The sequence below is a fragment of the Pedobacter jeongneungensis genome, assembly GCF_000633455.1.
Classification (GTDB): domain Bacteria; phylum Bacteroidota; class Bacteroidia; order Sphingobacteriales; family Sphingobacteriaceae; genus Pedobacter; species Pedobacter jeongneungensis_A.
In genome coordinates, this window is sequence record NZ_AYMG01000017.1 from 111701 (window position 1) to 137626 (window position 25926).

Annotated in this window: 20 protein-coding genes; 15 read left to right on the forward strand and 5 right to left on the reverse strand. The window is 39.6% G+C overall.

Features of this window, described 5'->3' with window-relative positions:
* The first annotated feature begins 30 nt into the window (after window positions 1-30).
* Window positions 31-1026, forward strand: a complete 996-nt coding sequence (gap, locus tag U859_RS0116680) for a type I glyceraldehyde-3-phosphate dehydrogenase (RefSeq protein WP_025144475.1) — start codon at window positions 31-33, stop codon at window positions 1024-1026.
* Here the strand turns inward: gap and U859_RS0116685 are convergent.
* Window positions 1016-1417, reverse strand: coding sequence for a membrane protein (locus tag U859_RS0116685; protein ID WP_025144476.1), 402 nt, complete (start codon window positions 1415-1417; stop codon window positions 1016-1018). The two genes, gap and U859_RS0116685, sit on opposite strands and share 11 nt — an antisense overlap.
* A 258-nt stretch (window positions 1418-1675) precedes the next feature.
* Here U859_RS0116685 and U859_RS0116695 point away from each other — a divergent pair, with 258 nt between their 5' ends.
* Window positions 1676-2113: a GNAT family N-acetyltransferase gene (locus tag U859_RS0116695; protein WP_025144477.1), complete on the forward strand. Its 438-nt coding sequence runs from the start codon at window positions 1676-1678 to the stop codon at window positions 2111-2113.
* Window positions 2114-2118: 5 nt separating this feature from the next.
* Window positions 2119-3312 carry a phosphoglycerate kinase gene (locus tag U859_RS0116700; protein ID WP_025144478.1) on the forward strand — a complete coding sequence of 398 codons (1194 nt, stop codon included), beginning with the start codon at window positions 2119-2121 and terminating at the stop codon, window positions 3310-3312.
* 70 nt (window positions 3313-3382) lie between these two features.
* Here U859_RS0116700 and U859_RS0116705 read toward each other — a convergent pair whose 3' ends face one another.
* A complete protein-coding gene (locus tag U859_RS0116705) occupies window positions 3383-4960 on the reverse strand; it encodes a SusD/RagB family nutrient-binding outer membrane lipoprotein (RefSeq protein ID WP_025144479.1) in 1578 nt (525 codons plus the stop codon).
* Between the two features lie 11 nt (window positions 4961-4971).
* Entirely contained in the window at window positions 4972-8127 is a 3156-nt protein-coding gene (locus tag U859_RS0116710; protein WP_084153101.1) for a SusC/RagA family TonB-linked outer membrane protein, read from the reverse strand.
* Window positions 8128-8649: 522 nt separating this feature from the next.
* On the opposite strand from U859_RS0116710, the gene U859_RS0116715 reads away from it, so the two are divergent.
* Window positions 8650-9624: a DUF1080 domain-containing protein gene (locus U859_RS0116715; RefSeq protein WP_025144481.1), complete on the forward strand. Its 975-nt coding sequence runs from the start codon at window positions 8650-8652 to the stop codon at window positions 9622-9624.
* Between the two features lie 66 nt (window positions 9625-9690).
* On the opposite strand, the gene U859_RS0116720 is transcribed toward U859_RS0116715, so the two are convergent.
* Window positions 9691-11253 (reverse strand): PepSY-associated TM helix domain-containing protein, encoded by a 1563-nt coding sequence (locus U859_RS0116720; protein WP_025144482.1) that lies wholly within the window; start codon window positions 11251-11253, stop codon window positions 9691-9693.
* Window positions 11254-11450: 197 nt separating this feature from the next.
* Here U859_RS0116720 and U859_RS31660 point away from each other — a divergent pair, with 197 nt between their 5' ends.
* Both U859_RS31660 and U859_RS0116730 read left to right on the forward strand, forming a co-directional pair.
* Window positions 11451-11951, forward strand: a complete 501-nt coding sequence (locus U859_RS31660) for a DUF6922 domain-containing protein (protein WP_025144483.1) — start codon at window positions 11451-11453, stop codon at window positions 11949-11951.
* Complete coding sequence (locus tag U859_RS0116730; RefSeq protein ID WP_025144484.1) at window positions 11909-12526, forward strand: nucleotidyl transferase AbiEii/AbiGii toxin family protein; 618 nt, start codon at window positions 11909-11911, stop codon at window positions 12524-12526. The genes U859_RS31660 and U859_RS0116730 overlap by 43 nt, the downstream gene beginning before the upstream one ends.
* 85 nt (window positions 12527-12611) lie before the next feature.
* Here the strand turns inward: U859_RS0116730 and U859_RS0116735 are convergent, their stop codons facing one another.
* The gene (locus U859_RS0116735; protein WP_084153102.1) at window positions 12612-14648 is read right to left on the reverse strand and encodes a beta-N-acetylhexosaminidase; all 2037 of its coding nucleotides are present in this window, start codon (window positions 14646-14648) and stop codon (window positions 12612-12614) included.
* A gap of 442 nt (window positions 14649-15090) precedes the next feature.
* Between U859_RS0116735 and mraZ the strand changes: the two genes are divergently transcribed.
* From mraZ to murG, 9 genes are all read left to right on the forward strand, one after another.
* The gene (gene mraZ, locus U859_RS0116740) at window positions 15091-15558 is read left to right on the forward strand and encodes a division/cell wall cluster transcriptional repressor MraZ (RefSeq protein ID WP_025144486.1); all 468 of its coding nucleotides are present in this window, start codon (window positions 15091-15093) and stop codon (window positions 15556-15558) included.
* A complete protein-coding gene (rsmH, locus tag U859_RS0116745) occupies window positions 15548-16453 on the forward strand; it encodes a 16S rRNA (cytosine(1402)-N(4))-methyltransferase RsmH (protein ID WP_025144487.1) in 906 nt (301 codons plus the stop codon). Before mraZ ends, rsmH begins: the two co-directional genes overlap by 11 nt.
* The gene (locus tag U859_RS0116750; RefSeq protein ID WP_025144488.1) at window positions 16450-16872 is read left to right on the forward strand and encodes an FtsL-like putative cell division protein; all 423 of its coding nucleotides are present in this window, start codon (window positions 16450-16452) and stop codon (window positions 16870-16872) included. The genes rsmH and U859_RS0116750 overlap by 4 nt, the downstream gene beginning before the upstream one ends.
* Window positions 16862-18964 (forward strand): penicillin-binding protein, encoded by a 2103-nt coding sequence (locus U859_RS0116755; RefSeq protein ID WP_025144489.1) that lies wholly within the window; start codon window positions 16862-16864, stop codon window positions 18962-18964. Before U859_RS0116750 ends, U859_RS0116755 begins: the two co-directional genes overlap by 11 nt.
* Window positions 18965-19040: 76 nt before the next feature.
* Entirely contained in the window at window positions 19041-20498 is a 1458-nt protein-coding gene (locus tag U859_RS0116760) for a UDP-N-acetylmuramoyl-L-alanyl-D-glutamate--2,6-diaminopimelate ligase (protein ID WP_025144490.1), read from the forward strand.
* Window positions 20498-21745 carry a phospho-N-acetylmuramoyl-pentapeptide-transferase gene (gene mraY, locus U859_RS0116765; protein WP_025144491.1) on the forward strand — a complete coding sequence of 416 codons (1248 nt, stop codon included), beginning with the start codon at window positions 20498-20500 and terminating at the stop codon, window positions 21743-21745. Before U859_RS0116760 ends, mraY begins: the two co-directional genes overlap by 1 nt.
* A 171-nt stretch (window positions 21746-21916) precedes the next feature.
* Entirely contained in the window at window positions 21917-23305 is a 1389-nt protein-coding gene (gene murD, locus U859_RS0116770; protein WP_084153096.1) for a UDP-N-acetylmuramoyl-L-alanine--D-glutamate ligase, read from the forward strand.
* Window positions 23306-23319: 14 nt separating this feature from the next.
* Window positions 23320-24507, forward strand: coding sequence for an FtsW/RodA/SpoVE family cell cycle protein (locus U859_RS0116775; RefSeq protein ID WP_025144493.1), 1188 nt, complete (start codon window positions 23320-23322; stop codon window positions 24505-24507).
* A gap of 311 nt (window positions 24508-24818) precedes the next feature.
* Window positions 24819-25922 carry an undecaprenyldiphospho-muramoylpentapeptide beta-N-acetylglucosaminyltransferase gene (murG, locus tag U859_RS0116780; protein WP_025144494.1) on the forward strand — a complete coding sequence of 368 codons (1104 nt, stop codon included), beginning with the start codon at window positions 24819-24821 and terminating at the stop codon, window positions 25920-25922.
* Window positions 25923-25926 lie beyond the last annotated feature (4 nt).

A 25926-nucleotide genomic window follows, 5' to 3' on the forward strand; every position in this document is an offset into this window, starting at 1 on the left:
ACTAATTTTGCGCTCTAATTTTTATATATAATGAGGCTGGCAATAAATGGTTTTGGTAGAATAGGAAGAACATTTTTACGTTTAGCATTGGCTGAGGGATTCGAGGTAGTGGCAATCAACGATCTTGCCGACGCGAAAACCATGGCCCATTTATTTAAATACGATACCGTTCATGGTGTATTTGCTGGTAAGGTTTCAGCTAAGCCTGATGCATTGGTGATCGGTCAGCTCTCTATTCCTGTATTTGCCATAAAAGAGGCTGATGAATTACCTTGGTCTGCATTGAGAGTGGATGTGGTGATTGATTGTACCGGTAAAAATCTAACCAGGCAGGCAGCCGAAAAACACATTACAGCAGGAGCAAAGCAGGTACTCATTTCCGCACCGGCTGCAGATGATATTCCGATGGTGGTATTGGGCGTTAATGATGATCAGATTGACTTGAAAAGCCCAATATTATCCAATGCAAGCTGTACAACCAATAACATTGCTCCAATGATCAAAATCCTGAACGATAACTGGGGGGTAGAAGAAGGCTATATCACTACTATCCACTCGATGACGGGCGATCAGAACCTGCACGATGCAAACCACAAAGACCTTCGCAGGGCTAGGGCTGCATCTTCGTCTATTATTCCAACTACAACAGGGGCCGCCAAAGCCATTACCCATATTTTTCCTGAACTTGATGGCCGTTTGGGTGGTGCAGGTATCAGGGTTCCTGTTTTGAACGGATCACTGACCGATTTTACTTGCCTTTTAAAAAAGAAAACAACCATCGAAGAAATTAATGCCGCCTTTAAGTTAGCTGCAGAAAATGAACTAAAAAATCTACTTGAGTATACCGAGGATCCGATTGTATCGGTCGATATTATTGATAACCCCCACTCATGTATATTCGATTCCTTATTAACCTCGATTGTTGGTGATCTGGTTAAGGTTGTGGGCTGGTATGACAATGAATACGGTTACAGCAGCCGGTTAATTGATGTGGTAAGAAAAATCGACACGCTTTCTAAAGGCTGATTTTAGATTTTTGCGTAGATTTCAATGCCCAATAAACCAGTGCAGGTTGAAAAAACAGACGTAAAAAACGCTTACTGTCAGTATTAAGTCCAAAGGCGCTGCGTTTATGTGTATACTGTGAAATATTCCCAGGGAATACGCCAACAAATAAGCCTGCTGCAATTTTGCCTATTACATCTTTATACTTCTTAGGCGCAAGTACTAAAGCTGTGCCCAATGCAATTTCAACGAAGCCTGAATATACAACTGTATCATCTTTTTTTAAGGGAACCCAATCCGGTACCTGCGCCTGGAAAGGTTTGCGCGCAAAAGTTAAATGACCGATTCCGGCAGTAATCAGGCCTGCCCCTAGTAATATTCTTGCTGCTGCTTTGATGTTTTCTTCTTTCACTTTAATCCTGTCTAGATGATATTATTTGCTTATACTATAATTATCAACAAGTAAACCAAAGGTCTGTTTGCTATCATCTAAATTTAAGTTATCTGTGTTACCCATTATCTGTTTATCAGATTGGTTATCTATTCAAAATGTTAACAATTCTATTCAATATTATTACCACCTTTCAATTGCTTTATTAACTTTGCAAACGTTTGCGGCGCACTCTATAGCAACATCCTGATATCAGGTATAAGCTAACTGATAAAAAATATGGTCAAATTTATTCTCCCGGAAGAAGTTCTACCTTTAAGAAGCCTGGTTTTACGCAATGGCAAACCATTCGAAGCATGTGTTTTCGATGGCGATCTGGCTTACGATACCTTTCATCTGGGTTTTTTAAAAGATGGGGAGATAAAATCGATAGCCACTTTTATGCGGAACGATTTTTTTCCTGACGAAGGTGAAGGCTATCAGCTCCGCGGCATGGCTACACATCCCGAAGAGGGAGGGAAGGGCTACGGCGCCGCATTGGTTACTTTTGCCATCGAATACCTAAAAGAATACAATACCGATTATTTATGGTGCAATGCCCGTTCAACAGCGGCCGCCTTTTATAAAAGGATCGGCTTTACGACCGAATCACCCGAATTTGATATTCCGGGTATCGGTTTCCATTACGAAATGAAATTAAACTTAAAATCAAAATAATTAACATGAATACAATTGACCAGTTTGACTTTAAAGATAAAAAAGCCTTAATCAGGGTAGATTTTAATGTGCCTTTGGATGATGAATTTAAAATCACCGATGATAAAAGAATCAGGGCTGCTTTGCCAACCATTTCTAAAATTTTAAAAGATGGTGGTTCAGTTATCTTAATGTCGCACTTAGGCCGTCCGAAAGATGGACCAACTGATAAATATTCTTTAAAACACATTCTAACTGATTTATCTGCTTTAATCGGTGTTGAAGTAAAATTTGCTGATGATTGTATCGGCGAAAGTGCAGTGAAACAATCAGCTGACTTAAAACCAGGTGAAGTATTATTGTTAGAAAACCTTCGTTTCTACAAAGAAGAAGAGAAAGGTGATGTTGCTTTTGCAGAGAAATTATCAAAATTAGGTGATGTTTATGTAAACGATGCTTTCGGTACAGCACACCGTGCACATGCTTCAACTTCAATTATTGCGCAGTTTTTCCCTGATGCAAAATATTTCGGTTATTTAATGGCTTCGGAAGTAGAAAATGCAGAGAAAATCCTGAACCACGCGGAAAGACCTTTTACTGCGATTATGGGCGGTGCCAAAGTATCGGATAAAATCCTTTTGATCGAAAAATTATTAGATAAAGTAGATAACCTGATTATTGGTGGTGGTATGGCTTATACTTTTGCCAAAGCACAAGGTGGTGAAATCGGTACTTCATTACTAGAAGCAGATAAACAGGAACTTTCTTTAGAACTGATCGAAAAAGCAAAAGCCAAAGGGGTAAACCTGATTTTGCCTGTTGATACCGTAATTGCTGATAAATTTGCAAACGACGCAGATAAAAAAGATGTAACATCAGGCCAGATCCCTGCAGATTGGATGGGATTGGATATCGGCCCAAAATCAGTTGAATTGTTTCAAGATGTAATCAAAAAATCTAAAACCTTGTTGTGGAACGGGCCGATGGGTGTTTTCGAAATGGAAAGTTTCCAGGTAGGTACGAAAGCAGTTGCAGAAGCAGTTGTAGCGGCTACCAAAGATAACGGTGCATTTTCATTAATCGGTGGTGGCGATTCGGCTGCGGCTATTGCTAAATTCGGTTTAGAAGATGAGGTAAGCTATGTTTCTACTGGTGGTGGTGCTTTACTCGAATATATGGAAGGTAAAGAATTACCAGGTGTTAAAGCCATTAACGGATAAACGATAAATCTTAATATTAAAAAGGCCTTGCAGATTAATTTTGCAAGGCCTTTTTTATTGTTTCAAAAGTTTAGAAATTACTTGTAGTGCTTGTATCCCACCATAAGCGCGAGGCAATATCGTCTTTACCTGAATTTAAAAAAGTCGCGGCCTCTGCAACAGCAGTTGTATTTCCGGTTCTTTCTGCAGGCACAAATACCAGTCGTTTTATCCATTGATCGGCTGTGATAACACCCCAATCCGGACTGCTGTCATTTTTGGCAACGTGTGGAATTTTGGGATAACCTGTCCTCCTGAAATCTACCCAGGCCTCTAAAGTATTGGTAAATGTAGCAAGGTATTTTTGCGTGATGATTTTTTCCAGTTTTAGTTCATTGCCATCAGCTGCATTCCAGGCCACTGTAATGGTAGAAAGTGCTGTGAAATTATTTCTGCTATCTTTTGGGTCAACATAGTTGATGGGTTTGCTTGTCGCATCAGCGAGGTAGGCGTCAACACCGGCTGCTCCCCAGTCTGCAAACGAGAGGCGTATTCCATTTTCATAATTTGTTTTGGCATCTCCTGCATTTGCCCATCCCCTTAAAGCCGCTTCTGCTTTTAAAAAGGCAGTTTCCGATGCGGTAAAACCTCTTCTGTTTTGGACAGATTTGAAATCGGTGCTCACGGTAGAGTATGGAACCCTGTCATCTTTGGCATTGATGTAAGCACCGCCGCGAATACCTTTATATTTGTATGTAGGATGGTCAGCAGCTAAAGTTGCATCACTTACTTCTGCAAAATATTTGGTGATGCGCCCATCTTTAAGCCCTACCAGAAATGATTCCATCGTTGCGCCCATACGGGTGTCGTTCCAGTCAAAACTGATCATCGAAACAGGCATAACCTCTCCATTTAACGAAATCAGAAAATTCTCGGCATTGGTGGTAATTAACCCGGCAGGATCAGCCAGAGCTTTTTCTCCTTGTGTTTTCGCAATGGTAGGGCTAACCTTAACCAAACGCATGGCCAAACGCAGGCGTACTGAATTGAGTAATTTTAGCCATGAAGCGATGTTTCCTTTATAGCTGGGATCGAATTTGGTGAAGCCGATATAAGAGCTGTTGGCTTTGAAGTTGGTTTCGATCTGATCCAACTGGGTAAACATATTGTTGTACAAATCCGACTCTTTGTCGTATTTGATCGAACCTAAACCCGGAGTACCATAGTTCGAATAAATTACGGGACCGTAAATGGCTGTTAATTTAGATATCGCCAATATCCTCACTAATTTAGCCCAATCGCCAAATAATGGCAGCTTTTTTTCTACGGAAAGCTCTATTACCTGTTTTGACGGAGACATCACGCTACCGTATATACGGTTCCAATAGGCATCAATCCAACGCAGGTAATAGGTTGTATTATTAACATTCGCTACAAAAGGGGTTGGCGTACCCATATATCCCATCCAGTTATCATAGCACAGATCTTCTTCAATCTGATGCCCCATCAGGTTAAATAACATACCTGAGAAGGAAGATCCAACCAGATTAAAATCCTGCTCTAACATTTTATCAGATATCTGATTAGGATTTGTATTTATCTCTTCGAAATTCTTAGTGCAGGAGTTGAGTAAGATCAAAGCAAGCACCATTAAACATAATTTTTTCATTATTTAAGATATTAGAAGTTTAACTTAAGATTTAGCCCGTAAGAACGTGTACCAGGTACTGCAAAGACGTCGTTAGCCTGCATGCTATTGCTTGTGCTCATCGCTTGCTCCGGATCGAAAGGTGATTTTTTATAGAAGAAAAATAAGTTACGGCCGATTAAAGAAACAGATGCCGATTTAATGGCCGAACCTTTAACAGGAATGGTATAGGCAAGTGATACCTGCGCTAAACGAACATTGGTCCGTGAGAATACGTAAGGCTCCATAATTCCATTTCTATCACCAATTGTCGAGTAGTATAATGCCGGGTCAATGGATGTTTGAGCGGTAGTGCCTTTAACGGCATTAATCGGGATACTTCCGGCATCCCGTGCGTCGCCAGTTCTTTTGCTTACACCATACGAATCAAGGAATGCCTCTGTTTTAGAGAAAGCCACACCGCCGAACTTAGCCGCTACCAAAGCACTCAAACTGAAGTTTTTGTAGGTGAACGTGTTATTCCAGCCGGTTATGAAATTTGGATTTAAATTTCCAACATATTCTTGTGTCGCCGCCTTTGTTGGTTTTCCTGCGTCATCCAATATAATCTGACCTGATGCATTGCGTGCAAATTTGTAAATATATAAGTCATTGAAAGAGCCGCCAGCTTTAATGATGGAGTTAAAACCTTCGCTATCGCTTCCTACCTGATAAGTAGGATTATCGGCAATCAACTCTACAATCTTGTTTTTGTTTTGCGAGAGGTTTACGGAGGTATTCCACTTGAAATTTTCATTTTTTATAGGATCTCCGCCTAATGTTAACTCAAAACCCTGATTGGTAACTTTACCCGCGTTCACGTAGTAAAAGGTGTAACCTGAACCCGAAGGAGCTGGTAAAGATAAAAATTGGTTGGTACTTGTATTTTTATAATAGGTGAAATCGAGACTTAATCTATCGTTCAGAAAGCGGCCTTCCAAACCAATTTCATTACTGGTTATTTTTTCAGGAACGAGGGTTGCAAAAGGTGTCTGCGTATTTCTGGTAATTCCTCCTATACCATTTGGTCCACCTGCACCACCAATAGTGTTGCCTGGGTTTACAATATTATAGGGAACTTCGTTTCCAACCTGCGAGGTAGATGCCCTTAACTTTAAAAAGCTGATTTCTTTCGGCAGGCTTAACATCTGACTGATGATAGCGGAAAGTCCAGCCGAATAATAAAAGTAAGAATCGTTTCCGGTAGTTGCCAGGGTAGACGCATAGTCGTTACGCCCTGACAGATCTACATAAATCATATCTTTGAATCCCAGAGAGGCGTTGGCAAATAAGCCCTGTTTCTGAACTCTGCTGTAAGTCTGGTTGATAACCAGGTTATAAGGCAGGTTGGCAAAACTGAAAAAGTTCGGGTACTGAAGCGGCGTGGTGCCGTTGGCAAAAATCATCCCGTCATTAAATGTGTAATCCTGGATACTTCCTCCCGCTACACCATTTAAGCTGAATTTGCCAAAAGTATTGTCGTAGCTTAAAATGGCATCACCATATAAGGCCTGGTCATTATACTTGGCGTAATTCCATGTGCCATTAGAACTGACACTTACTGAGTTGCCGCCAGCGGCATAACGATAGTCCAGTAGTCTGTCATTATAATCAATGTTTCCACGGACATCAAATTTAAAGTGTGGTAAAAACGCATATGATGCTTTTGCCGTAGCAATTACCCTTTTGCTGGTAGATAGTTTTGGGTCGTTATTTAATTCCCAATAAGGGTTGTTTTGCTTTTCTTCAGTAGAGTACCAGTTTTGTACATACAGGTTCCTGGTGTCGCTAAATTTTTGATAATTGCTTTTGAAATCATCAAAATTTCTTTCCCTTGCAAATAAATACAATCCCGTTAACGGGTTGTTATAATAACCTGCACCTGGTCGGTTCTTTGATTTTTCGTATGAGAACCTCACATTTCCACTCAATGTAAGTTTGTCATCAAATAACTTTGTTTCCTGACTTAAGGTAACGTTGTGTTTATTGTAAGTGCTGGTTGGCACAATGCCTGAGGCGTTATTATTTCCATAAGAAAAATAGGTAGTTGTCCGTTCATTTCCACCAGATACTGATACTGAATTAATAGTATTTACGCCCGTCTGAAAAAAATCATCAATATAGTTCCGCTGGTAATTCCCTTTCGTTTTAGACCAGCTGTAATCGCTACCGGCTATTGCGCCATAATCAAATTGAAATTCAGGTAATGTTGCGGCCTGACTAAAATTTACAGTAGAATTTAAGGCGATTGCGATCTTGCCGTTCTGGCCTTTTTTAGTGTTAATTAAAATCACGCCATTTGCGCCCTGGCTACCATATAAAATGGCCCCGTTCGCGCCTCTTAAAATGGTAACCGACTCAAAGTCATCCTGATTTAACGCAGAAAGGCCATCGCCACCATCGGTACCGCCATAAGAGCCGGGCTGCCCACCTTTGTTGTTTACTACAGGTACCCCATCAATTACGAAAAGTGCTTCGCTGTTTCCTGTAATTGATTTTGAACCCCTTAATACGGTTTTCGTTGAACCACCTACGCCAGAGTTACTGATTCCGACATCAACACCGGCAGCCTTGCCGCTTATAGCTTCCATAAAATTGGGACTTCCGGCCTTGGTTAATTCTGTACCTGCGAGTTGCTGAGCAGCAAAAGTAAGTGCCCTTTTTTCACGTTTTACACCTAAAGCGGTAACCACTACTTCAGTTAAATTCGAATTACCTGATGGAAGTAACTTAATGGTCACATTGGTCAGGTTGCTGATGTTTACTTCCTGCGAATTCATGCCGATATAAGAAACCACCAATACTGTGGCGTTATCGGGAACGGTTAACACGAACTTTCCATCAGGTCCTGTGAGTGTTTTAGCATTGGTTCCCTTGGCCACCACGGTTGCGCCGGGTAGTGGAAGCCCGGTTTCATCAGTTACTAATCCATTAATCGTTTTGGATAGCCTCTCGCTGATGCTATTAGAATGGTTTAGCGTAGCGAATGGAATTGGAATGATCTTTTTGTTTCTTGCAATGTCTTCGCCCTTGGCCGCATTTTGTAAGCCAAGGCCGGCAACAGCTACGAGTGTTAGTTTCCGCAGGCCTCTGGTTGCGCTAGGAAATTTGATCTCTAGGGCACTGATTGCGGAATAAATTTTCCTCATTTTCATACAATTTGTTGGTTTAGTTTAGTTTAATAATGCCCTCAATTAAATTTCGGTACTTCAAGCAATCTCTCTAACGAAAGACCTTTTGCTTATGAAAAAAAGACCTAAAACGTTTTACGCATCCATTAAAATGAATAATGGTGATCTATGCGATGAATAATAAAATTTTAGTCTTTAATTAATAAGTAATTAAAGGTTAAAGTTGATAGTTGTTTGTTATTCGGTTGTTATACCGATATTTAATTTGGTTGACGTAATTTAGTAAAAATCTTGATACAATGAAAAAAACAAAAAATAAATTTTAATTATTTCTGCTAACGCTTAGTACCCAAAAAGATTAATACTATAAACAGAGGACCTATAGTTTATTATTTGTTGCTAAACTGGTCGAAATGATACCATTTACTTACCATTATTGGGCTTAAAAAATAAATTATATCTTAATAATAATTATCTTGGTTTTCCAGCAATTGGCGATTTTAAGATTAATATGAAACATTTTATAAATAAATTACATCGATGAGAAAAAATATCTTTTTGCTTGGTATAGGCTGTCTGTTGATTGCGGGCCTTACTGAAAAAACGTTTGCCACAACAATCACAAAACCTGAGCGTACCGAACTGGTAGCAGAGCCTAATCAACTGATTGGCCGTTGGGACATCAGTGTTGATATAAATGGAAAACCGGCACCAGCCTGGCTGGAAGTAAAATTATCCGGAGTGAAAACACTGGTGGGCTATTTTGTATCTACTGCTGGTAGTGCCCGTCCGGTTTCTGAAGTGAAATTTGCCGATGGTAAATTTAAATTTGAAATTCCGCCACAATGGGAGAGTGGCACATCGAACCTCATTGTTGATGGAAATCTGACCGATGCCGGAATTCAGGGTAAAATGACCGATTGCAATGGTAAAGAATATAATTGGAAAGGTGTTAAGGCACCCTACCTGAAAAGAACAGCTATGCCTACCTGGGGAAAGCCGATCAGCCTGTTTAACGGTAAAGATCTTTCAGGCTGGAAAGCCAGTGGACAAAACCAATGGATTGTGAAAAACGGTATCCTTACCAGTCCGAAACCAGGATCAAACCTGATCACCGAAGAGAAGTATAACGATTTCAAACTTCATGTTGAATTTAAATATGCAAAAGGGGGAAATAGTGGGATATATTTAAGAGGCCGTTATGAAGTGCAGATTGAAGATAGTCAGAAAGATGCCCATCCCAACAGCGTATTGTTTGGTGGCGTTTATGGATTTTTAGCCCCAAATGAAATGGCTACCTTTGGTCCGGATGAATGGCAAACCTATGATATTACCCTTGTTGGCCGCTTGGTAACCATAGTGGCTAATGGTAAAGCCATTATCAGCAACCAGGAAATTCCGGGCATTACCGGAGGGGCATTAGATAGTAACGAAGGCGAACCAGGCCCGATATACCTACAAGGTGATCATGCACCAATCGAATTCAGGAAAATCGTGATTACACCTGCAAAATAAAAAAACGCTATGTCAAGTGTCAGATGGCAACATCTGACACCACGGCTGGCTAACACAAGGGTTAAACTAAAAAACTTCGAAACCCGTATTCAGCAGTAACATATAAACGGCTAAATAGCATACCAAAAATGCCGTAGATAAGGCAAAATACCTTGTCACTTTATGGCTCCCTTTCTTAAATGGCCAAAGAAATAGAATATTAAACATTTCGGATAGTAAAGCGCATATAAAATTCAAACAGACCATCACGCAGCTAAAAGCCACCACAAAAATAGCAGGTTGTATTATAATGCCCGATGGAAGACCATATAAGGCACCCATTACAAAACTAATTGGGAGAATAACCAATGCATATTTTAACCCTGATTTAAATTGAATAATAAAATATCTTCCCAATTTTGGAAGGGGTAATTTGGTTTTTGCTGGCTTTAGCACTTTGTCAGTTATATGATTTTCTTGATGCCCATCTAATGCCAATTGCTTTTTCTTGCCCTTCTTTTGCTTTTTATAACGCGGCCACCATATGATAAACCCTGTGATAAATAGTGCAAGTGGTATTAAACCCGCAATTATGGCAATCACCTGCGTAGGCCTGCCACCGAAACTACCATAGTGGATCGGGGTTAACCAGCTCAGATAAGCATTGCCCACGTTCGGGAAATCCTTCCGGCTGTTCAATAAAGTTTTTCCAGTGTACTGATCCACAATCAGCATTTCTCTTTTTCCAACCTTTGGTAGGTTTCCGCTTACCATATCAAGGCGATAGGTGCCCATTTTATCTGCCGGGAAGGCAATACCGCCGATGTAAGCATTGGGCATTTTTTCTTTTGCTGCACCAACAATAGCTGTAAGTGGCAATGGAGTTGCCTGAGCATGCCACGCAGATTTCGCCCCCAATAATTTTGCTACGCCCTGTGGCGATTTGCCGCTCAATAAGAACAACAACGGGATTACCAATGTAGAAAAAGTAATGGAGAATCCGGTTAAACTTAATATGGCTACAATAGGAGAGGAGTAAAACCCAAGTGAATTGTGCCAATCGTAATTTTGCCTTTTAAACGAACCACTAAACCTCACGGTGAGTACCGATTTTAATTGTTTCCATTTCTTGGGTATCCATAAGCGCAGGCCTGAAATGGTTAAAATTAAAAGGCAAAGAGAAGCCAGACCGCAGATATACCGGCCCGCAACAGGAATAAGTAAAGTTCTGTGCAGTTCGGTTACCACACGGATAAAAGAGCTGGTATATATTCTTTTCCCACTTATTTTTCCATTGTATGGATTGATAAAAGTTTGTTCGTTGGTTTTTAGATTTGTGATACTGTATGCCTCAATTGGATTTTTAATGTCGCCTAAAAACAGGTAATCTATTTTTAGTCTGGGATAATTCTTTTTTATTAAAGGCACAATTTCTTCAACAGGCATTTTTTGTTTTCCGGCAATTACTTCGAAAAGGTTTGGGTTTAGTGCACGGTCAATATCATCCTGAAAAACTAAGATACTACCTGTAAGGCCAACAAAAGCAACAATTGCTCCGGCGATAATACCAATATAGAGATGCCATTTACCAAACCACCTTTTCTGGTGTTTTGCCCAGTTTAAACTTTTAGGATTATGTTCTGATTTCATTTTTGAGCGTAGTATTCTCCCTACTTCTTATTATGAAAAGGAGAATTAGTTTTCGCTTACAAAGAAATCGTTTTAATTGCTTTTGTCCAAATTATATTTAATAAGTCTAAATAAGTGATTTCTTGAATTTGAAATTTTAATTCTGACAATTATTTCAATATATTAGTCATTAATGCAAAATAACTTATCTTTGATTTATGGTTAAAGGAGTAAATAAGCGTGTTATAGTGGTACAGTGGAAAAGGTTTGGTGGAAATGAATTCGACGTTTTTACAAGTTTAAAAGGATTTTGTGAAAGCTTTCCGAGTTATAATTACAACACACTGAACAATTATCTTTCAAAAAGAAAAATCCCTTTTGAAAATGATGAAGTGAAAATAGAACGTCTTCCGCTAATTACTAAAGTGAAGAAACCGGATTTACCTAAAACACTTTTCTGGGACTTTGACTTTGAAAAAATCGATTGGCGCAGAAGCTATAAAACTGTAATTGAGCGTGTATTAGATAAAGGGAGCTTAGTTGAGTGGGGGGAAATAATCCGTTTTTATGGGATAGAAAATATTCTGTATTCATTAAAAAATGAGATCAATTATCTTAGTGACATAACGGTTGACGAGGTTTGTAAATATTTTCATTTAACTGAAGATGAGCTTAAATGTTATACAAGGAAGCAGTTGAAGCAGGAACACTGGATCTGATTTTCAGATTAATGCGTGATCCCGAATTAAGTTTTTTTTACCTGGTTGGAGGTACTGCGCTTTCGTTAAAAATTGGGCATCGGCAATCTATAGATATAGATATGTTTTGTTCTGTTAATTTTGATGGAAACCTGTTGGCTCAGCATTTGATAAAGCAATATAATGCAGAGATTAAACGTGTCAAGTTAAATTATGTAAGTGGTAATATTGGTCTTGTCGCGTTTGACTTTATTTGCCATAATTACCCTGAAATAAAACCAATTGAACAAATAGAAGGGATAAGAATGATGTCGGTAGATGATATTTCTGCCATGAAAATAAACGCAATCGTAAATAGCGGGCAGCGGGTTAAAGATTTCATAGATATTTACTATTTATTGAAAATAGTGAGTTTACAAGAAATATTAGATAACTACTGTCTAAAATATCCTGACGTAAACACATCTATGGCTAAATCATCTCTTTCTTACCATGCTGATATTGATCTAAATGTACCGGTTATCCTGATGGATAAAACCCTGAAGTGGAAAAATATTGCGGATTGTATTCTGTTGGCAGTTAAAAATCTTCACTGACAATAACACTTAGGGATAAAGAAAAGATAGCGGCTGAGCTATCTTTTCCTGAAATCATATTTAAAATTATAATAATGATGATTAATTATCTCGGCTCAACCACATTCAACCGATTATAAGGGCTTAAATTATAGGTGAAATTTCCGTTGCTATCTGTGCCATTGATGCCTTTTACACTAGCCTTAAGTGTATATTTTGCTTTCGGGTTATAGTTGTTCAATTGTAAATGGTACAAAAAGCTTTTCGTTTTGTGTGTTCCCCTAAATTTATCGGCAATTCCGGTATGCTCATCCTGAACAACCACTTTTCCGTTTTCTAACAGTTCTACTTTTTTAATTTCCATAAAATTAGCTCCGCTGGTGTAATAAAAGCCGGCCATAATCCTTCCTTCGGAATAGGTTTTTTTGGTTACATCCCATTCTAAGTTCTGGTAATCGTTGCTCAATTGCTGCGGTCCCCATTTTCCTGTAATATATCCGCCTGGTTTATAATAGTCGATTTTTAGCGCATCAAGGCGGTTTAGATTTAGGTTAAGGCGACCCTTGAAATTCTCCAGATCGCGTTTCCCTTTAGGGATCCAGCCGATTTCGGCAAGCGCCAAAAGCCTTGGGAAATTTTGGATATTCATATCTTTCAGCTCTTGAGTAATCGCCGTCCACTGATTGGCCTGTACCCCTAAAACAAACTTCCCTTCGTCAGGGCTCAATCCCGTTTCTGGCTCATAATTGTACACTTTTTCCAATGAATTGATGTTGCCATAAGCCAGGTCACTCATCGTGCCATCGTTCCTGTCGGCCTGGGTAATGTCGAAGTAGAACGGATCGGTCGGGGTAGCCACTGCATAAAAGCCATTTTTCGCAGCATCGGCAATAGCCTCGTCACCCAACCACGACATAATTGCCGTTTCTTTCGTCAGGTTTTTCGCATCGCTTAAAATATCGTTCCAACCAATCGGTTTTTTCCCTTTTTGCTTAATAATGCTTGAAATTCTGCTCACGAAATAACTTTGCAATTCGTTGGTGTTTTTGAGTGATTTTTCTTTCATAAAAGCTTGCACATGGGGTTCTTTCTCCCAAAGTACGTGACGCACTTCATCACCACCAAAATGGATATATTCTGCCGGGAATAGTTGCGCAAGTTCGGTGAATACGTCGTCCAAAAATTCATAAACCTTTTCGTTTGTCGGGTCTAAGGTATTCGGTGTAAACTGGTTACCCCAGTGCGACCAGGAATCTAAAAACGGAAAGATATAATCGGGTTTGCGGTTTTGGTTTACGCCAAGTTCAGGGTAGGCCAGTACTGTTGGCCACGAATGCCCCGGAACATCAATTTCGGGTATAATCCTGATGTTGCGTGCTGCAGCATATTTAACCAGCTCGCGGATTTGTTCCTGGGTATAAAAACCGCTTCTTTCTGCAGGCTGTTTTGAACCCGCATCAAAAACTGTTGTTTGTTTAGAAGTAAGTTTAGGGTATTTCTTGATCTCGATCCTCCAGCCCTGGTCGTCGGTTAAATGCAGATGGAGCACATTTAATTTATAAAGTGCCATTACATCCATATATTTCTTCATTACATCCACGCCATAAAAGGTGCGGCTAACATCCTGCATATATCCCCGCCAGCTGTAACGGGGCTTGTCGATAATTTCGCCGCAGGGAATAGTCCAATTTGCTTTATTGCTCTTTTTGCTTTCGATCTGGCTTGGCAGGAGCTGCCTTAAAGTTTGTGTGGCATTAAAAATTCCTGCTCCTGTTTTGGCATAAACCCGGATAGATTGTGGACTGATCTTTAAATGATAACCTTCATTGCCCAGGCTGTTCAAGGTATCAGATATAATGAAGAGGATGCCTTCCTGTTCATTTTTTGCAGGAGTGGTTTTGAAGTTGATGCCTGTACTGCTTTTTAATAAGGCGGTAAATACACCGATTGGTGCCAGTGCATCCTTAGTATAATAAAATGTTGTGTTTGGTTTGAGCTCAAATGTCCCCTGACTGGCATTCACCGAGAGTGGTTTTGGGATAATATGGTTTGAAGGTAGGCTCTTCGTTTCAGTTTGCTGAGCAAAACAAACGGAGTGACTTATGCTCAGTGCGAGTGAAATTTTTAGAAATTTGGTTATCATTTGTGGTTTTTTGTTTTGGTTACCCACCAAATTAGAGATAAACAACCGATAAAGAAAGACAAAATAATGGGCAAACGTTTGCGTAATCGTTTAGTTCATTGCTGGAATTTTTGTTGTGGCATTTTTTCCCCCACATCCGATATTAATTGAGGTAAAAGTGGGCGGATCTCCCACTTTATGAAGGCTATAGGTGAGCGCTTTTTGATAAAAATCAGAAAATATGGACAAAAATGGGCGGACGTGACATTTTGCTTTAAAATATTTTAATCAGCTAATTATCAGTGTTTAATGCGCTTTTAGGTATGCTGAATAGTTTATTATAAGTATATTGTGAGGCCATTTATGTAACAAAAAGGATGTGGAAAACTTTTTTGTGGTAAAAAGTGGTAAAAAGTGGTAGAACTCTTTACTTTTACACTAGATAAAAAGTGTAGATACCACTATGACCCAACTTTTAGGAGAATTCGATTGTAAACTTGACGCAAAGGGCCGCCTTATGGTGCCTGCTGCGCTTAAGAAACAATTGCCTAATGCCGAAAATGATGGGCTCATTATAAACCGTGGTTTTGAGAAAAACCTGGTGATCTATCCTAAGCAAGTTTGGGATGCTGTTGTGGCCGATCTTGCCAAGCTTAATATTTACGATCAGGAAAACCGTGCTTTTGTTAGGGCTTTTACGCGTGGGGCAACCGAGCTGTCGCTTGATGCAGCCGGCCGTGTGTTGTTGCCTAAATCTTTGGTAGAATATGCCGGGATTGGTAGCGATCTTGTGTTGGCTTGTCAGTTAGATCGCATAGAAGTATGGGATAAAAAATCTTACGAAGATATTTTTGATGATGTTCCGGCCAATTTTGCAAGCCTTGCCCAAAAAGTAATGGGTGATAAGAAAGGAGGTGCAGATGGCGAATAATTACCATGTTCCTGTAATGTTGCAGCCTTGTATCGATGGTTTGAATATCAATCCTGATGGCGTGTATGTTGATGTAACTTTTGGTGGCGGAGGTCATTCAAAAGAGATTTTAAAACATTTGGGTCCAAAAGGAAGATTAATTGCTTTTGATCAGGATCCTGATGCGCAAGCCAATATTCCGGCTGATGACCGTTTTATTTTTATCGATCAGAATTTTGGTTTCTTAAAAAATAACCTCCGTTTAAAAGGTTTCAGGCAGGTTGATGGTATTCTGGCTGATCTTGGTGTTTCCTCGCATCAGTTTGATGTGCCGCAACGTGGTTTTTCTATCCGTCATAACGCTGATCTCGATATGCGTATGGATCAACACCGCGATTTAACCGCCGCCGAAATTTTAAATACATACACGGAGGATAAACTGCATAAAATTTTCGGGATTTATGGTGAGGTGAAAAATGCAAAATCTTTGGCTCGTGCCATTGTTACTTCGCGTTTGGAGCAGCCTTTTACTGATATAGACAGTTTAAAATCGGCTATTGCGGGTTATATCCCCAAAGGGAAAGAAAATAAATATTTGGCGCAGGTTTTTCAGGCGCTGCGTATTGAGGTGAATGCTGAAATCCAGGTGCTTGAAGATTTTTTACAGCAAGCTGCTGAGGTGTTAAAACCTGGAGGTCATTTGGTGGTAATGTCTTATCATTCATTGGAAGACAGGCCGGTTAAAAACTTTATGGCTAAAGGTAAGTTTCAGGGCGAGGTAGAAAAAGATTTTTTTGGCAATCAGCAAAAGCCATTTAATGTAATAACAAGAAAAGCGATTATTGCCACTGATGAGGAAATTGCCCTGAATAACCGGGCACGCAGTGCGAAACTTAGAATTGCGGAGAAGATATGAACAGGTTTAGGGAAGAGATAGAGGAAGAAGAGATTGGGCCCGAACCAGAGCTGAAAGCTGCGCCCAAACGGCCAAAAACTGCTGAAGAAAAAATGGATAGCAATTCATTTATCAGCAAGCTTTTTAATGATGGATTAGTAAGTAAAGAGGCGGCAACTGATGCTCTGCCTTATTTGTGTTTTTTGGCCCTTTTGGGAATGGTATACATTGCCAACAGCCACTTTGCGGTAAACAACGTTCGCCGTATTGATAAATTAAATAAAGAAGTAAAAGAATTAAGATGGGAGTATAAATCGTTAAAGGCCGACCTGATGTTTAAAAGCAAATTGACAGAGGTTGCCAAAAAGGTTGATACCCTTGGAATAAAAGAACTGATTGAACCACCAAAAAAAATAATTGTTAAAAGCGATGAATATTAGAGCAAACATCTTGCTTCGTGTATATCTGGCATTTGGCTTAATTGTGCTTTTTGCTTTCGCGGTGTTTTTACGCCTCGGTCAGGTACAGTTTGTGCAAGGAAAAAAATGGAAAGCTATGGCAGATAGTCTTTCTACAAGGTACGTAAATGTTGAGGCTACCCGTGGCAATATCTATTCTAATGATGGCAGTTTGTTGGCTACTTCGGTGCCTGAGTACGAACTGCGTATGGATATGTTTGCTGGTGGTATCGCTGAAGATAAAGTATTTAATGAGAAGGTAGATTCGCTGGGATATAAACTTTCGGAGCTTTTTAAAGATAAAACAGCGAAAGAATATGCCCGTTATCTGCGTTTGGGCCGTCAGGATAGTGCCCGTTATTTATTGATCCATCGTAAAGTAGGTTATGCCGATCTTAAAACCATCAGAACTTTTCCGTTATATAATATCGGTAAGTTCAGTGGCGGTTTAATCGCGGTTCAACAGAACAAACGTATTCTTCCTTTTCAGGCTTTAGCTGCCCGTACCATTGGTTACAAAAATGAAAATGTTAAAAACGGTGTAGGTCTAGAGGGTGCGTATAAAGAATATATTAACGGTGAAACCGGAAAAAGATTGATGCAGCGTATTGCCGGTGGTGTTTACATTCCGGTTAACGAAGAAGCTGAAGTAGCGCCGAAAGATGGAGCGGATATTATTTCCACCATTGATGTAAACATGCAGGATTTAGCGCAAAGTGCTTTAGAGAAACAACTGATTAAATCGCAGGCTGATCATGGTACAGTGATTTTAATGGAGGTGGCAACCGGAGAAATCCGGGCAGTGGCCAATTTCTCTAAAGTGGAAGAAGGCGTATATAAAGAGCAGTTTAATTACGCTATTGCGGGTAACCAGGATCCGGGTTCGACTTTTAAATTGGCTTCTTACATGGCGCTTTTAGAGGATAAACTAATTGATACCAATACCATGATTGGTACGGGATATTATCAGATTCCAGGTAAACTGATTACAGATTCGCATCCAAAAATTGAAACGGTTACCGCAAAAAAAGCATTTGAAACGTCTTCCAATGCTGCAATTGCAAAGCTGATCAATACACATTATGGTAACGATCCGATAAAATTTACCGACCACCTTTATGATTGGCAGTTGAACAAAAAAATGGACCTGCAGATTCCGGGTGAGGCAATGCCGGTAGTTAAAAACCCTAAAACAAACAGAAGTTGGAATAAAAACATGACCCTTCCTCAAATGGCTTATGGTTATGAAATGCAGTTAACACCATTGAAAATGCTTTCATTATATAATGCGGTGGCCAACAATGGTAAAATGGTAGCGCCAATTTTTGTAAAAGAGATCAGAAGGCTGGGTAACCCGATTGAGCAGTTTAAGGCAAGGGTAATTAACGATAAAATATGTTCGGATGTTACCTTAAGTAAAATAAAAAAAATGCTTGAAGGGGTAGTAACCGAAGGGAGTGGTAAACAGATTGTTTATAATCCGCTTTATCCGATTGCTGGTAAAACAGGTACTGCTCAGGTGGCTGATGCGAATAAAGGATATAAAGGGAAAAAACAATATCAGGCTTCTTTTGTAGGGTATTTCCCGGCTGATAAACCCAAATATTCTTTGATTGTAGTAATCAACGATCCAAAAGGTGCTTATTACGGTGCTACAGTTTCGGGTCCGGTGTTCAGGGAAATTGCCGATCGTATTTATGCCAGTGACATGCAGATGTATAACGATGTGCCAACCCGTTTAGTGGGAAATACAGGTAATCCGCCAACAAAAGCAGGACAGAGTAAAGCGACTCAGAAAGTATATAAAGCATTTGGGTTTAAACCGCTTTTTGCTTCAAAATCTGAGTATTATAATATTATAGATACCAGTGCCGGAACAGTTTTTCAGGAAAACAACGAACGTAAAGGTGTAATGCCTAACGTTTCGGGGATGGGCTTAAAAGATGCATTGTACCTTTTGGGTAATGCGGGTTTAAAAACCAAGGTTTCGGGTTCTGGAAAAGTAATCAGCCAATCCATTATCGCCGGAACAAAGGTGGGTAAAGGCGTTGGTGTACAAATAGAGTTGAATTAAGGTATAAGGTAAAAGGTACAGGGTTTAAGGTCTTGCTACTCAATACTTATTACTTGCTACAAAAAGAATAAAAAAAATGCAATTACAGGATTTACTTTATGGCGTAACGATTAAAGAATTGGTTGGAAAAACCGATAGGGAAATCAATGCGCTTAATTTCGATTCGCGTAAAGTGGCCAAAGATGATGTTTTCTTTGCTGTAGTTGGCACGGTAGCGGATGGACATCAGTTTATCGATCAAACCGTAAAACAGGGAGCAGGGGTAGTTATCTGTGAGAGTTTGCCAGAGATCGACGATTATACCGTAACCTATGTTAAAGTAGAAAATACTTCGGTGGCCCTTGGCATTATGGCTGGTAATTATTTCGGAAATCCATCGGCAGATTTAAAACTGATCGGCATTACCGGAACAAACGGCAAAACCACTATTGCTACGATTCTATTCAAGTTATTTAAAGATTTAGGGTATAAAACCGGGCTTTTATCAACGGTTGAAAATTATATTAACGATACTGTTGTTACGGCAACACATACTACACCGAATCCGATTGCGCTAAACGAGCTGTTAAGGCAGATGGTTGATGCAGGTTGCGATTATTGTTTTATGGAAGTGAGTTCTCATGCGGTATCACAGCACCGTATTGAGGGATTAACATTTGCTGGAGGAGTTTTTTCTAATATCACTCACGATCACCTGGATTTTCATAAAACTTTTGATGCTTATCTGAAAGCGAAAAAGGCATTTTTTGATGGTTTGCCTAAATCAGCATTTGCATTGACCAATATTGATGATAAAAACGGTATGGTGATGTTACAGAACACCAAAGCGTATAAAAAAACTTATGCGCTGAAACAACTGGCCGATTTTAAAGCAAAAATTATCGAAAACCAGTTTAGTGGTCTGCATTTAGATATCGATAACGAAGATGTTTATTTCAAGCTGGTAGGTTCTTTTAATGCCTATAACCTTTTGGCTGTTTATGGAACGGCAGTTTTATTGGAACAGGATAAGTTAAAGGTATTGACCTTGTTGAGTCGTTTATCAGGCGCTGAAGGTAGGTTTGACTACATCACTTCTGAAGATAAGATTATCGGTATTGTTGATTATGCACATACGCCTGATGCCGTTCAGAATGTATTGAGCACCATCGCCAATATCCGTAAAGGAACCGAACAAGTAATTACGGTGATAGGTTGTGGTGGCGACCGCGATAAAACTAAACGCCCGATAATGGCACAGGTGGCCTGCGATTGGAGTGATAAAGTGATTTTAACTTCTGATAATCCACGCACTGAAGATCCGCAAACCATAATTAAAGAAATGGAGGAAGGTGTTTCACCAACCAATAAGCGTAAAACCTTATCCATATTAGATAGGAGAGAAGCAATAAAAACAGCTTGTCATTTAGCAAAGCCGGGAGATATTATCCTGGTGGCAGGTAAAGGACATGAGAAATACCAGGAAATTAATGGCATAAGGAACCATTTTGATGATAAAGAAATTTTACTTGAACAACTAAAACCAATTAGCTAATGTTATATTTATTATTCGAATACCTACATAAGCATTACGATATCCCCGGATTGAGGTTGTTTCAGTACATCACCTTCCGCGCTTCCATTTCTATTATTTTGTCGCTGATCATCACTACGGTATATGGCCGTAGGCTGATCGATTTTTTGCATAAAAAACAAGTAGGTGAAACCGTAAGAAACTTAGGTCTTGAAGGCCAGATGCAAAAACAGGGTACACCTACCATGGGTGGTATTATTATCCTGTTGGGTATTCTTATTCCAACTTTATTATTTGCAAATATTTCCAATATCTATGTGATTTTGATGATCATTACTACGATTTGGATGGGTGCCATTGGCTTTTTAGATGATTATATCAAAGTTTTCAAAAAAAATAAAGAAGGCTTAGCTGGTCGTTTTAAAGTGGTTGGTCAGGTAGGCCTGGGGTTGATTGTAGGCACCACCATGTATTTCCACCCGAATATTGTAGTAAGAGAAACCGTTCAGGATAATGTAAAAAATACTTCAAGCGTACCTATGGTATTGCGTCAAAAAGGAGAAACATTTTATTATACCCAGGATGTAAAATCGACTAAAACCAACATGCCTTTTTATAAGAACAATGAGTTCGATTACGCGAAGGTGTTAAAGTTTTTAGGCGGCGATTATCAGAAATATGCTTTTATCATATTCCTGGCATTTACGGTATTTATCATTACAGCAGTTTCTAATGGTGCCAATATTACTGATGGTATCGATGGCCTCGCTACCGGAACCTCAGCGGTAATTGGGATCACCCTGGGTATTTTGGCTTATGTATCGGGTAACACCATTATGGCTGATTACCTGAATATCATGTATATCCCCAATTCGGCGGAGCTGATGATTTTTGCAGGTGCATTTGTCGGCGCGTGTGTGGGTTTCCTTTGGTACAACTCTTATCCCGCCCAGATTTTTATGGGTGATACCGGAAGTTTAGCCATAGGAGGCATTATAGCAGCATTTGCATTAATGATCCGTAAAGAACTTTTGATCCCGATTTTATGTGGAATCTTCCTGGTAGAGCTGGTGTCGGTAATTATGCAGGTATCTTATTTTAAGTATACCAAAAAGAAATTTGGCGAAGGACGGAGGATTTTCCTGATGTCGCCTTTGCACCACCATTACCAAAAGAAGGGTTATCACGAAGCAAAGATTGTAACACGTTTCTGGATCATCGGAATTATGCTGGCAATTATGACGATAGTGACATTGAAGTTGAGGTAGGTTGAGGTTGAAGGGAAAAACTGAAAGATAAAGAGAGAATAATAAAAATAAAACGTGGTGATATTAATGTCTATGTGCTTGATAATAACCACTTGATACTAAAAAATAAAATGTAATAGTATTCCTGTCTTGATACTCGATACCCATTACTTGATACTAGAAAAAATAAAAATGAGCACAAATAATACCACATCAGGCAATACTAGGTCAGCGATGGCAGGGCATGGCCGTGTAGTTATTTTAGGTGCTGGCGAAAGTGGTGTTGGCGCGGCAAAATTAGCCCAGGCAAAAGGCTTTGATGTTTTTGTGTCTGATTACGGTGTCATTACCGATAAATATAAAGCCGCTTTAGAAAAGTTAGCTATTCCCTTCGAGTCTGAAAAACATACCGAAGAGCTGATTTTAAATGCTAGCGAAGTAATTAAAAGCCCTGGTATTCCGCCAACCGCACCAATCATTAAAAAATTGGTTGCTAAAGGGATCTCAGTGGTTTCGGAAATAGAATTCGCTAAAAGATATACTAACGCAAAGACCATCTGCATAACCGGTTCAAATGGTAAATCGACCACCAGTTTGTTAACCTATCACATTTTAAAAAATGCTGGTTTGAACGTGGGTTTAGCGGGTAATATTGGGCAGAGCTTTGCTGCGCAGGTGGCTACAGAAGATTACGAATACTATGTGCTTGAGATCTCGAGTTTCATGCTCGATGATATGTTCAAATTTAAAGCCGATATCGCGGTTTTATTGAATATTACACCAGATCATTTAGACCGTTATGATTATAAACTGGAGAATTATGCTGCATCTAAAATGCGCATCGTTCAAAACCAGACCATAGATGATGTTTTTATTTACTGTGCCGATGACGAAGAGAGCCTAAAAGCCATCGCGTTAACTAAACCTTTGGCAAAAACCTTTCCATTTTCAATTATCCAAAAAGTTGAAACTGGTGCTTATTTAGAAGAAACTACTATACATATCCTTACAGAACCAAATAACGAACTAACCATGTCTATTTCAGATTTAGCCTTACAGGGCAAGCACAACATTTATAATTCTATGGCATCAGGCATCGTGTCGAAAGTTTTAGAATTAAGAAATGAAACCATCCGCGAAAGCATGGGCAATTTCAAAAATATTGAGCACAGGTTAGAGCATGTGGCCAAAATTTCGGGGATTGATTTTATTAACGACAGTAAAGCTACCAACGTAAACTCTACCTGGTATGCTTTAGAGAGCATGACCAGTGATGTGGTGCTGATTATGGGTGGCGTAGATAAAGGGAACGATTATAACATGCTTAAAGATCTTGTTAAAAGTAAGGTGAAGGCTATTGTATGTTTAGGTAAAGATAATAAACGTATTCACGATGCTTTCGAAGATGATGTTGAGGTAATCGTAAATACTTTTTCGGCAGATGAGGCGGCGCAGATTGCTTTTCATTTAGCCAAACGAGGTGATGCGGTATTATTATCGCCGGCCTGTGCAAGTTTTGATTTGTTTAAAAATTATGAAGACCGCGGTAACCAGTTTAAAGCGGCAGTTAGAGAATTATAATAGGAGGCTAAAATATGTTTCAGGCATTACTTAATAAAACAAAAGGCGACAGGTGGATCTGGTTGATCATCATCCTGCTTTCGCTTATATCAGTAATGGCTGTATATAGTGCAACAGGTACTTTGGCCTATAAAAAAGGGGAAGCTGTAGAAAAGCTTCTGCTCACCAAACACCTGATTTTTGTATTGATGGGCATAGGCATGATCTATATAGCCCATTTGCTCGATTATCGGTATTATGCAGGTATTTCTAAAATATTAATGATTATTACCATCCCACTTTTGGTTTATACATTGATTTTTGGTACAAACCTGAACGATGCATCCCGTTGGGTAAAAATTCCTGTTATCGGATTGACTTTTCAAACGTCCGATTTGGCAAAACTGGCGCTGATTACTTTTTTAGCAAGGATGCTGACCAAAAAGCAGGAAAATATTAAAGATTTAAGAGAATCATTTATTCCCATTATGGCTTCTGTTTGTACAGTTTTCGTGCTTATTGCATTGGCAAACATGTCTACAGCCTTAATGTTATTCGGCGTAAGTATTCTACTGTTAATTATTGGTCGTATCAGTATCAAGCAGATTTCAATTGTTTGCGCTGGTGGTTTAGTGTTATTGTTAATTGTAGGTTTCTTAGGTCCAAGGAGAGAAACTTATAAATCACGTATAAAAACCTTTATGCATCCCGAATTGGTGCATTCAGATAAAACTTTCCAGGCAGATCAGGCAAAAATTGCTTTGGCTACTGGTGGTGTTTTTGGTAAAGGACCAGGTAATAGTACGCAGCGCAATTTCCTGCCACACCCATATTCCGATTTTATTTTCGCCATTATTATTGAAGAATGGGGAACCTTGGGAGGAATTGTAATTATGGTGCTTTACCTGGTGCTTTTATATCGATGTATCAAGATTGTAACCCGGGCACCCAAGGCATTTGGGGCACTCCTGGCAGCCGGACTAAGTTTCAGTTTAACCATCCAGGCTTTTGCCAATATGGCCGTAGCAGTAGGTTTAGGCCCGGTAACTGGTGTTCCACTTCCATTAGTGAGTATGGGCGGTACATCGATGATTTTTACCAGTGTGGCCTTCGGGATTATACTGAGCGTAAGCCGTGATGTAGAAGAGAATGCAAAACTGACACCGAAAGAAGAGAAGACAAATAATAAAATAATTGTTGGAGAGATTCCGGCGATAGCATAAGAAGATTAATCGTCATTGCGAGGAAGCATGACGAAGCAATCTATTTAAAAAGGATATAAAGAAAATAACCACAGAGGACATAGAGAAAGGCACAGTGAAACACAAAGAAATGTTTGTATAGTTGTCCAATCTTTAATAAACTTGGTAATAAACGCTTTGTGCCTTGGTGAACTTGTGGTGAAATATAAGCTTAGTGAACTCGATGGTAAAAAAAATAAAACTTGGCTCTCTTTGCCGTTGAAATAAAAAATACTCAGTGCCCTCTGTGAAAACTAAGTGTACTCTGTGGTAAAAAATAGATAAACAATAAAATGAATAATTCCCCAAAAATTATCATATCAGGTGGTGGCACCGGCGGGCACATTTTTCCCGCCGTAGCCATAGCCAACGCGCTAAAGCGCTTGGTGCCCGCTTGTGAAATTTTATTTGTGGGTGCTAATGGCCGCATGGAAATGGAAAAAGTTCCTGCTGCCGGATATAAAATAATTGGTTTAAATATCAGTGGGATGCAACGTGGCTCGATCGTAAAAAACCTGTCGCTTCCATTTAAAGTAATTGGCAGTGTGCGCAGGGCCATGCAGATCATTAAAGATTTTAAACCAGATGCCGTTGTTGGCGTTGGTGGTTATGCTTCGGGGCCTTTATTGTATGCAGCCTCTTTAAAAGGGATTCCGTACCTCATCCAGGAACAGAATTCTTATGCAGGTGTAACCAATAAGTGGCTGGGAAAAAAAGCATCGAAGATATGCGTTGCCTTTGATGAAATGGATCAATTTTTTCCTGTAGATAGGATCTTAAAAACAGGAAACCCTGTGCGTAAGGAAGTGGTTGATATTCAGGGGAAACACTTTCAGGGTGCGGAGCTGCTAAAATTAGATCCTTTGAAAAAGACCATTATGGTTACCGGAGGAAGTTTGGGTGCCGGTACACTGAATAAAGCAATTGAAAAACATTTGCCCGAAATCCTCGCACAAGATGTGCAGGTGATCTGGCAAACAGGAAAATATTATTACCAGGGGATTATTGAAAGATTGGGATTAGAATATCACCCAAATGTTCGCATCCTGGAGTTTTTAAACAAAATGGATCTGGCATATGCCGCTGCAGATGTAATCATCAGTAGGGCTGGAGCAGGAACCATTGCTGAGCTTTGTTTGATTAAAAAACCGGTGATTTTAGTGCCCTCGCCCAATGTTGCAGAAGACCATCAAACCAAAAATGCGATGGCTTTGGTAAAAAACGGAGCAGCACTATTAATTAACGACCGTTCTGCTGAAGATACTTTGGTTAAAGCGGCACTTGAACTTTTAAATAATAAAGAACAAAGCGAAAAGCTTGCGGAAAACATAGGTAAAATGGCCTTGCAAGAAGCCGACGAAATTATTGCGGGCGAAGTATTGAAATTGATTAAATAAGGCA

What these genes read in the sequence shown, in the direction of transcription:
- U859_RS0116695 (WP_025144477.1), top strand. Translation starts at nt 1,676, where the DNA reads ATGGTCAAATTTATTCTCCCGGAAGAAGTTCTACCTTTAAGAAGCCTG.
- U859_RS31660 (WP_025144483.1), top strand. Translation starts at nt 11,451, where the DNA reads ATGGTTAAAGGAGTAAATAAGCGTGTTATAGTGGTACAGTGGAAAAGG.
- mraZ (WP_025144486.1), top strand. Translation starts at nt 15,091, where the DNA reads ATGACCCAACTTTTAGGAGAATTCGATTGTAAACTTGACGCAAAGGGC.
- U859_RS0116700 (WP_025144478.1), top strand. Translation starts at nt 2,119, where the DNA reads ATGAATACAATTGACCAGTTTGACTTTAAAGATAAAAAAGCCTTAATC.
- U859_RS0116750 (WP_025144488.1), top strand. Translation starts at nt 16,450, where the DNA reads ATGAACAGGTTTAGGGAAGAGATAGAGGAAGAAGAGATTGGGCCCGAA.
- gap (WP_025144475.1), top strand. Translation starts at nt 31, where the DNA reads ATGAGGCTGGCAATAAATGGTTTTGGTAGAATAGGAAGAACATTTTTA.
- U859_RS0116735 (WP_084153102.1), bottom strand. Translation starts at nt 14,648, where the DNA reads ATGATAACCAAATTTCTAAAAATTTCACTCGCACTGAGCATAAGTCAC.
- murD (WP_084153096.1), top strand. Translation starts at nt 21,917, where the DNA reads ATGAGCACAAATAATACCACATCAGGCAATACTAGGTCAGCGATGGCA.
- murG (WP_025144494.1), top strand. Translation starts at nt 24,819, where the DNA reads ATGAATAATTCCCCAAAAATTATCATATCAGGTGGTGGCACCGGCGGG.
- U859_RS0116720 (WP_025144482.1), bottom strand. Translation starts at nt 11,253, where the DNA reads ATGAAATCAGAACATAATCCTAAAAGTTTAAACTGGGCAAAACACCAG.
- mraY (WP_025144491.1), top strand. Translation starts at nt 20,498, where the DNA reads ATGTTATATTTATTATTCGAATACCTACATAAGCATTACGATATCCCC.
- U859_RS0116760 (WP_025144490.1), top strand. Translation starts at nt 19,041, where the DNA reads ATGCAATTACAGGATTTACTTTATGGCGTAACGATTAAAGAATTGGTT.
- rsmH (WP_025144487.1), top strand. Translation starts at nt 15,548, where the DNA reads ATGGCGAATAATTACCATGTTCCTGTAATGTTGCAGCCTTGTATCGAT.
- U859_RS0116775 (WP_025144493.1), top strand. Translation starts at nt 23,320, where the DNA reads ATGTTTCAGGCATTACTTAATAAAACAAAAGGCGACAGGTGGATCTGG.
- U859_RS0116710 (WP_084153101.1), bottom strand. Translation starts at nt 8,127, where the DNA reads ATGAGGAAAATTTATTCCGCAATCAGTGCCCTAGAGATCAAATTTCCT.
- U859_RS0116730 (WP_025144484.1), top strand. Translation starts at nt 11,909, where the DNA reads ATGTTATACAAGGAAGCAGTTGAAGCAGGAACACTGGATCTGATTTTC.
- U859_RS0116705 (WP_025144479.1), bottom strand. Translation starts at nt 4,960, where the DNA reads ATGAAAAAATTATGTTTAATGGTGCTTGCTTTGATCTTACTCAACTCC.
- U859_RS0116755 (WP_025144489.1), top strand. Translation starts at nt 16,862, where the DNA reads ATGAATATTAGAGCAAACATCTTGCTTCGTGTATATCTGGCATTTGGC.
- U859_RS0116715 (WP_025144481.1), top strand. Translation starts at nt 8,650, where the DNA reads ATGAGAAAAAATATCTTTTTGCTTGGTATAGGCTGTCTGTTGATTGCG.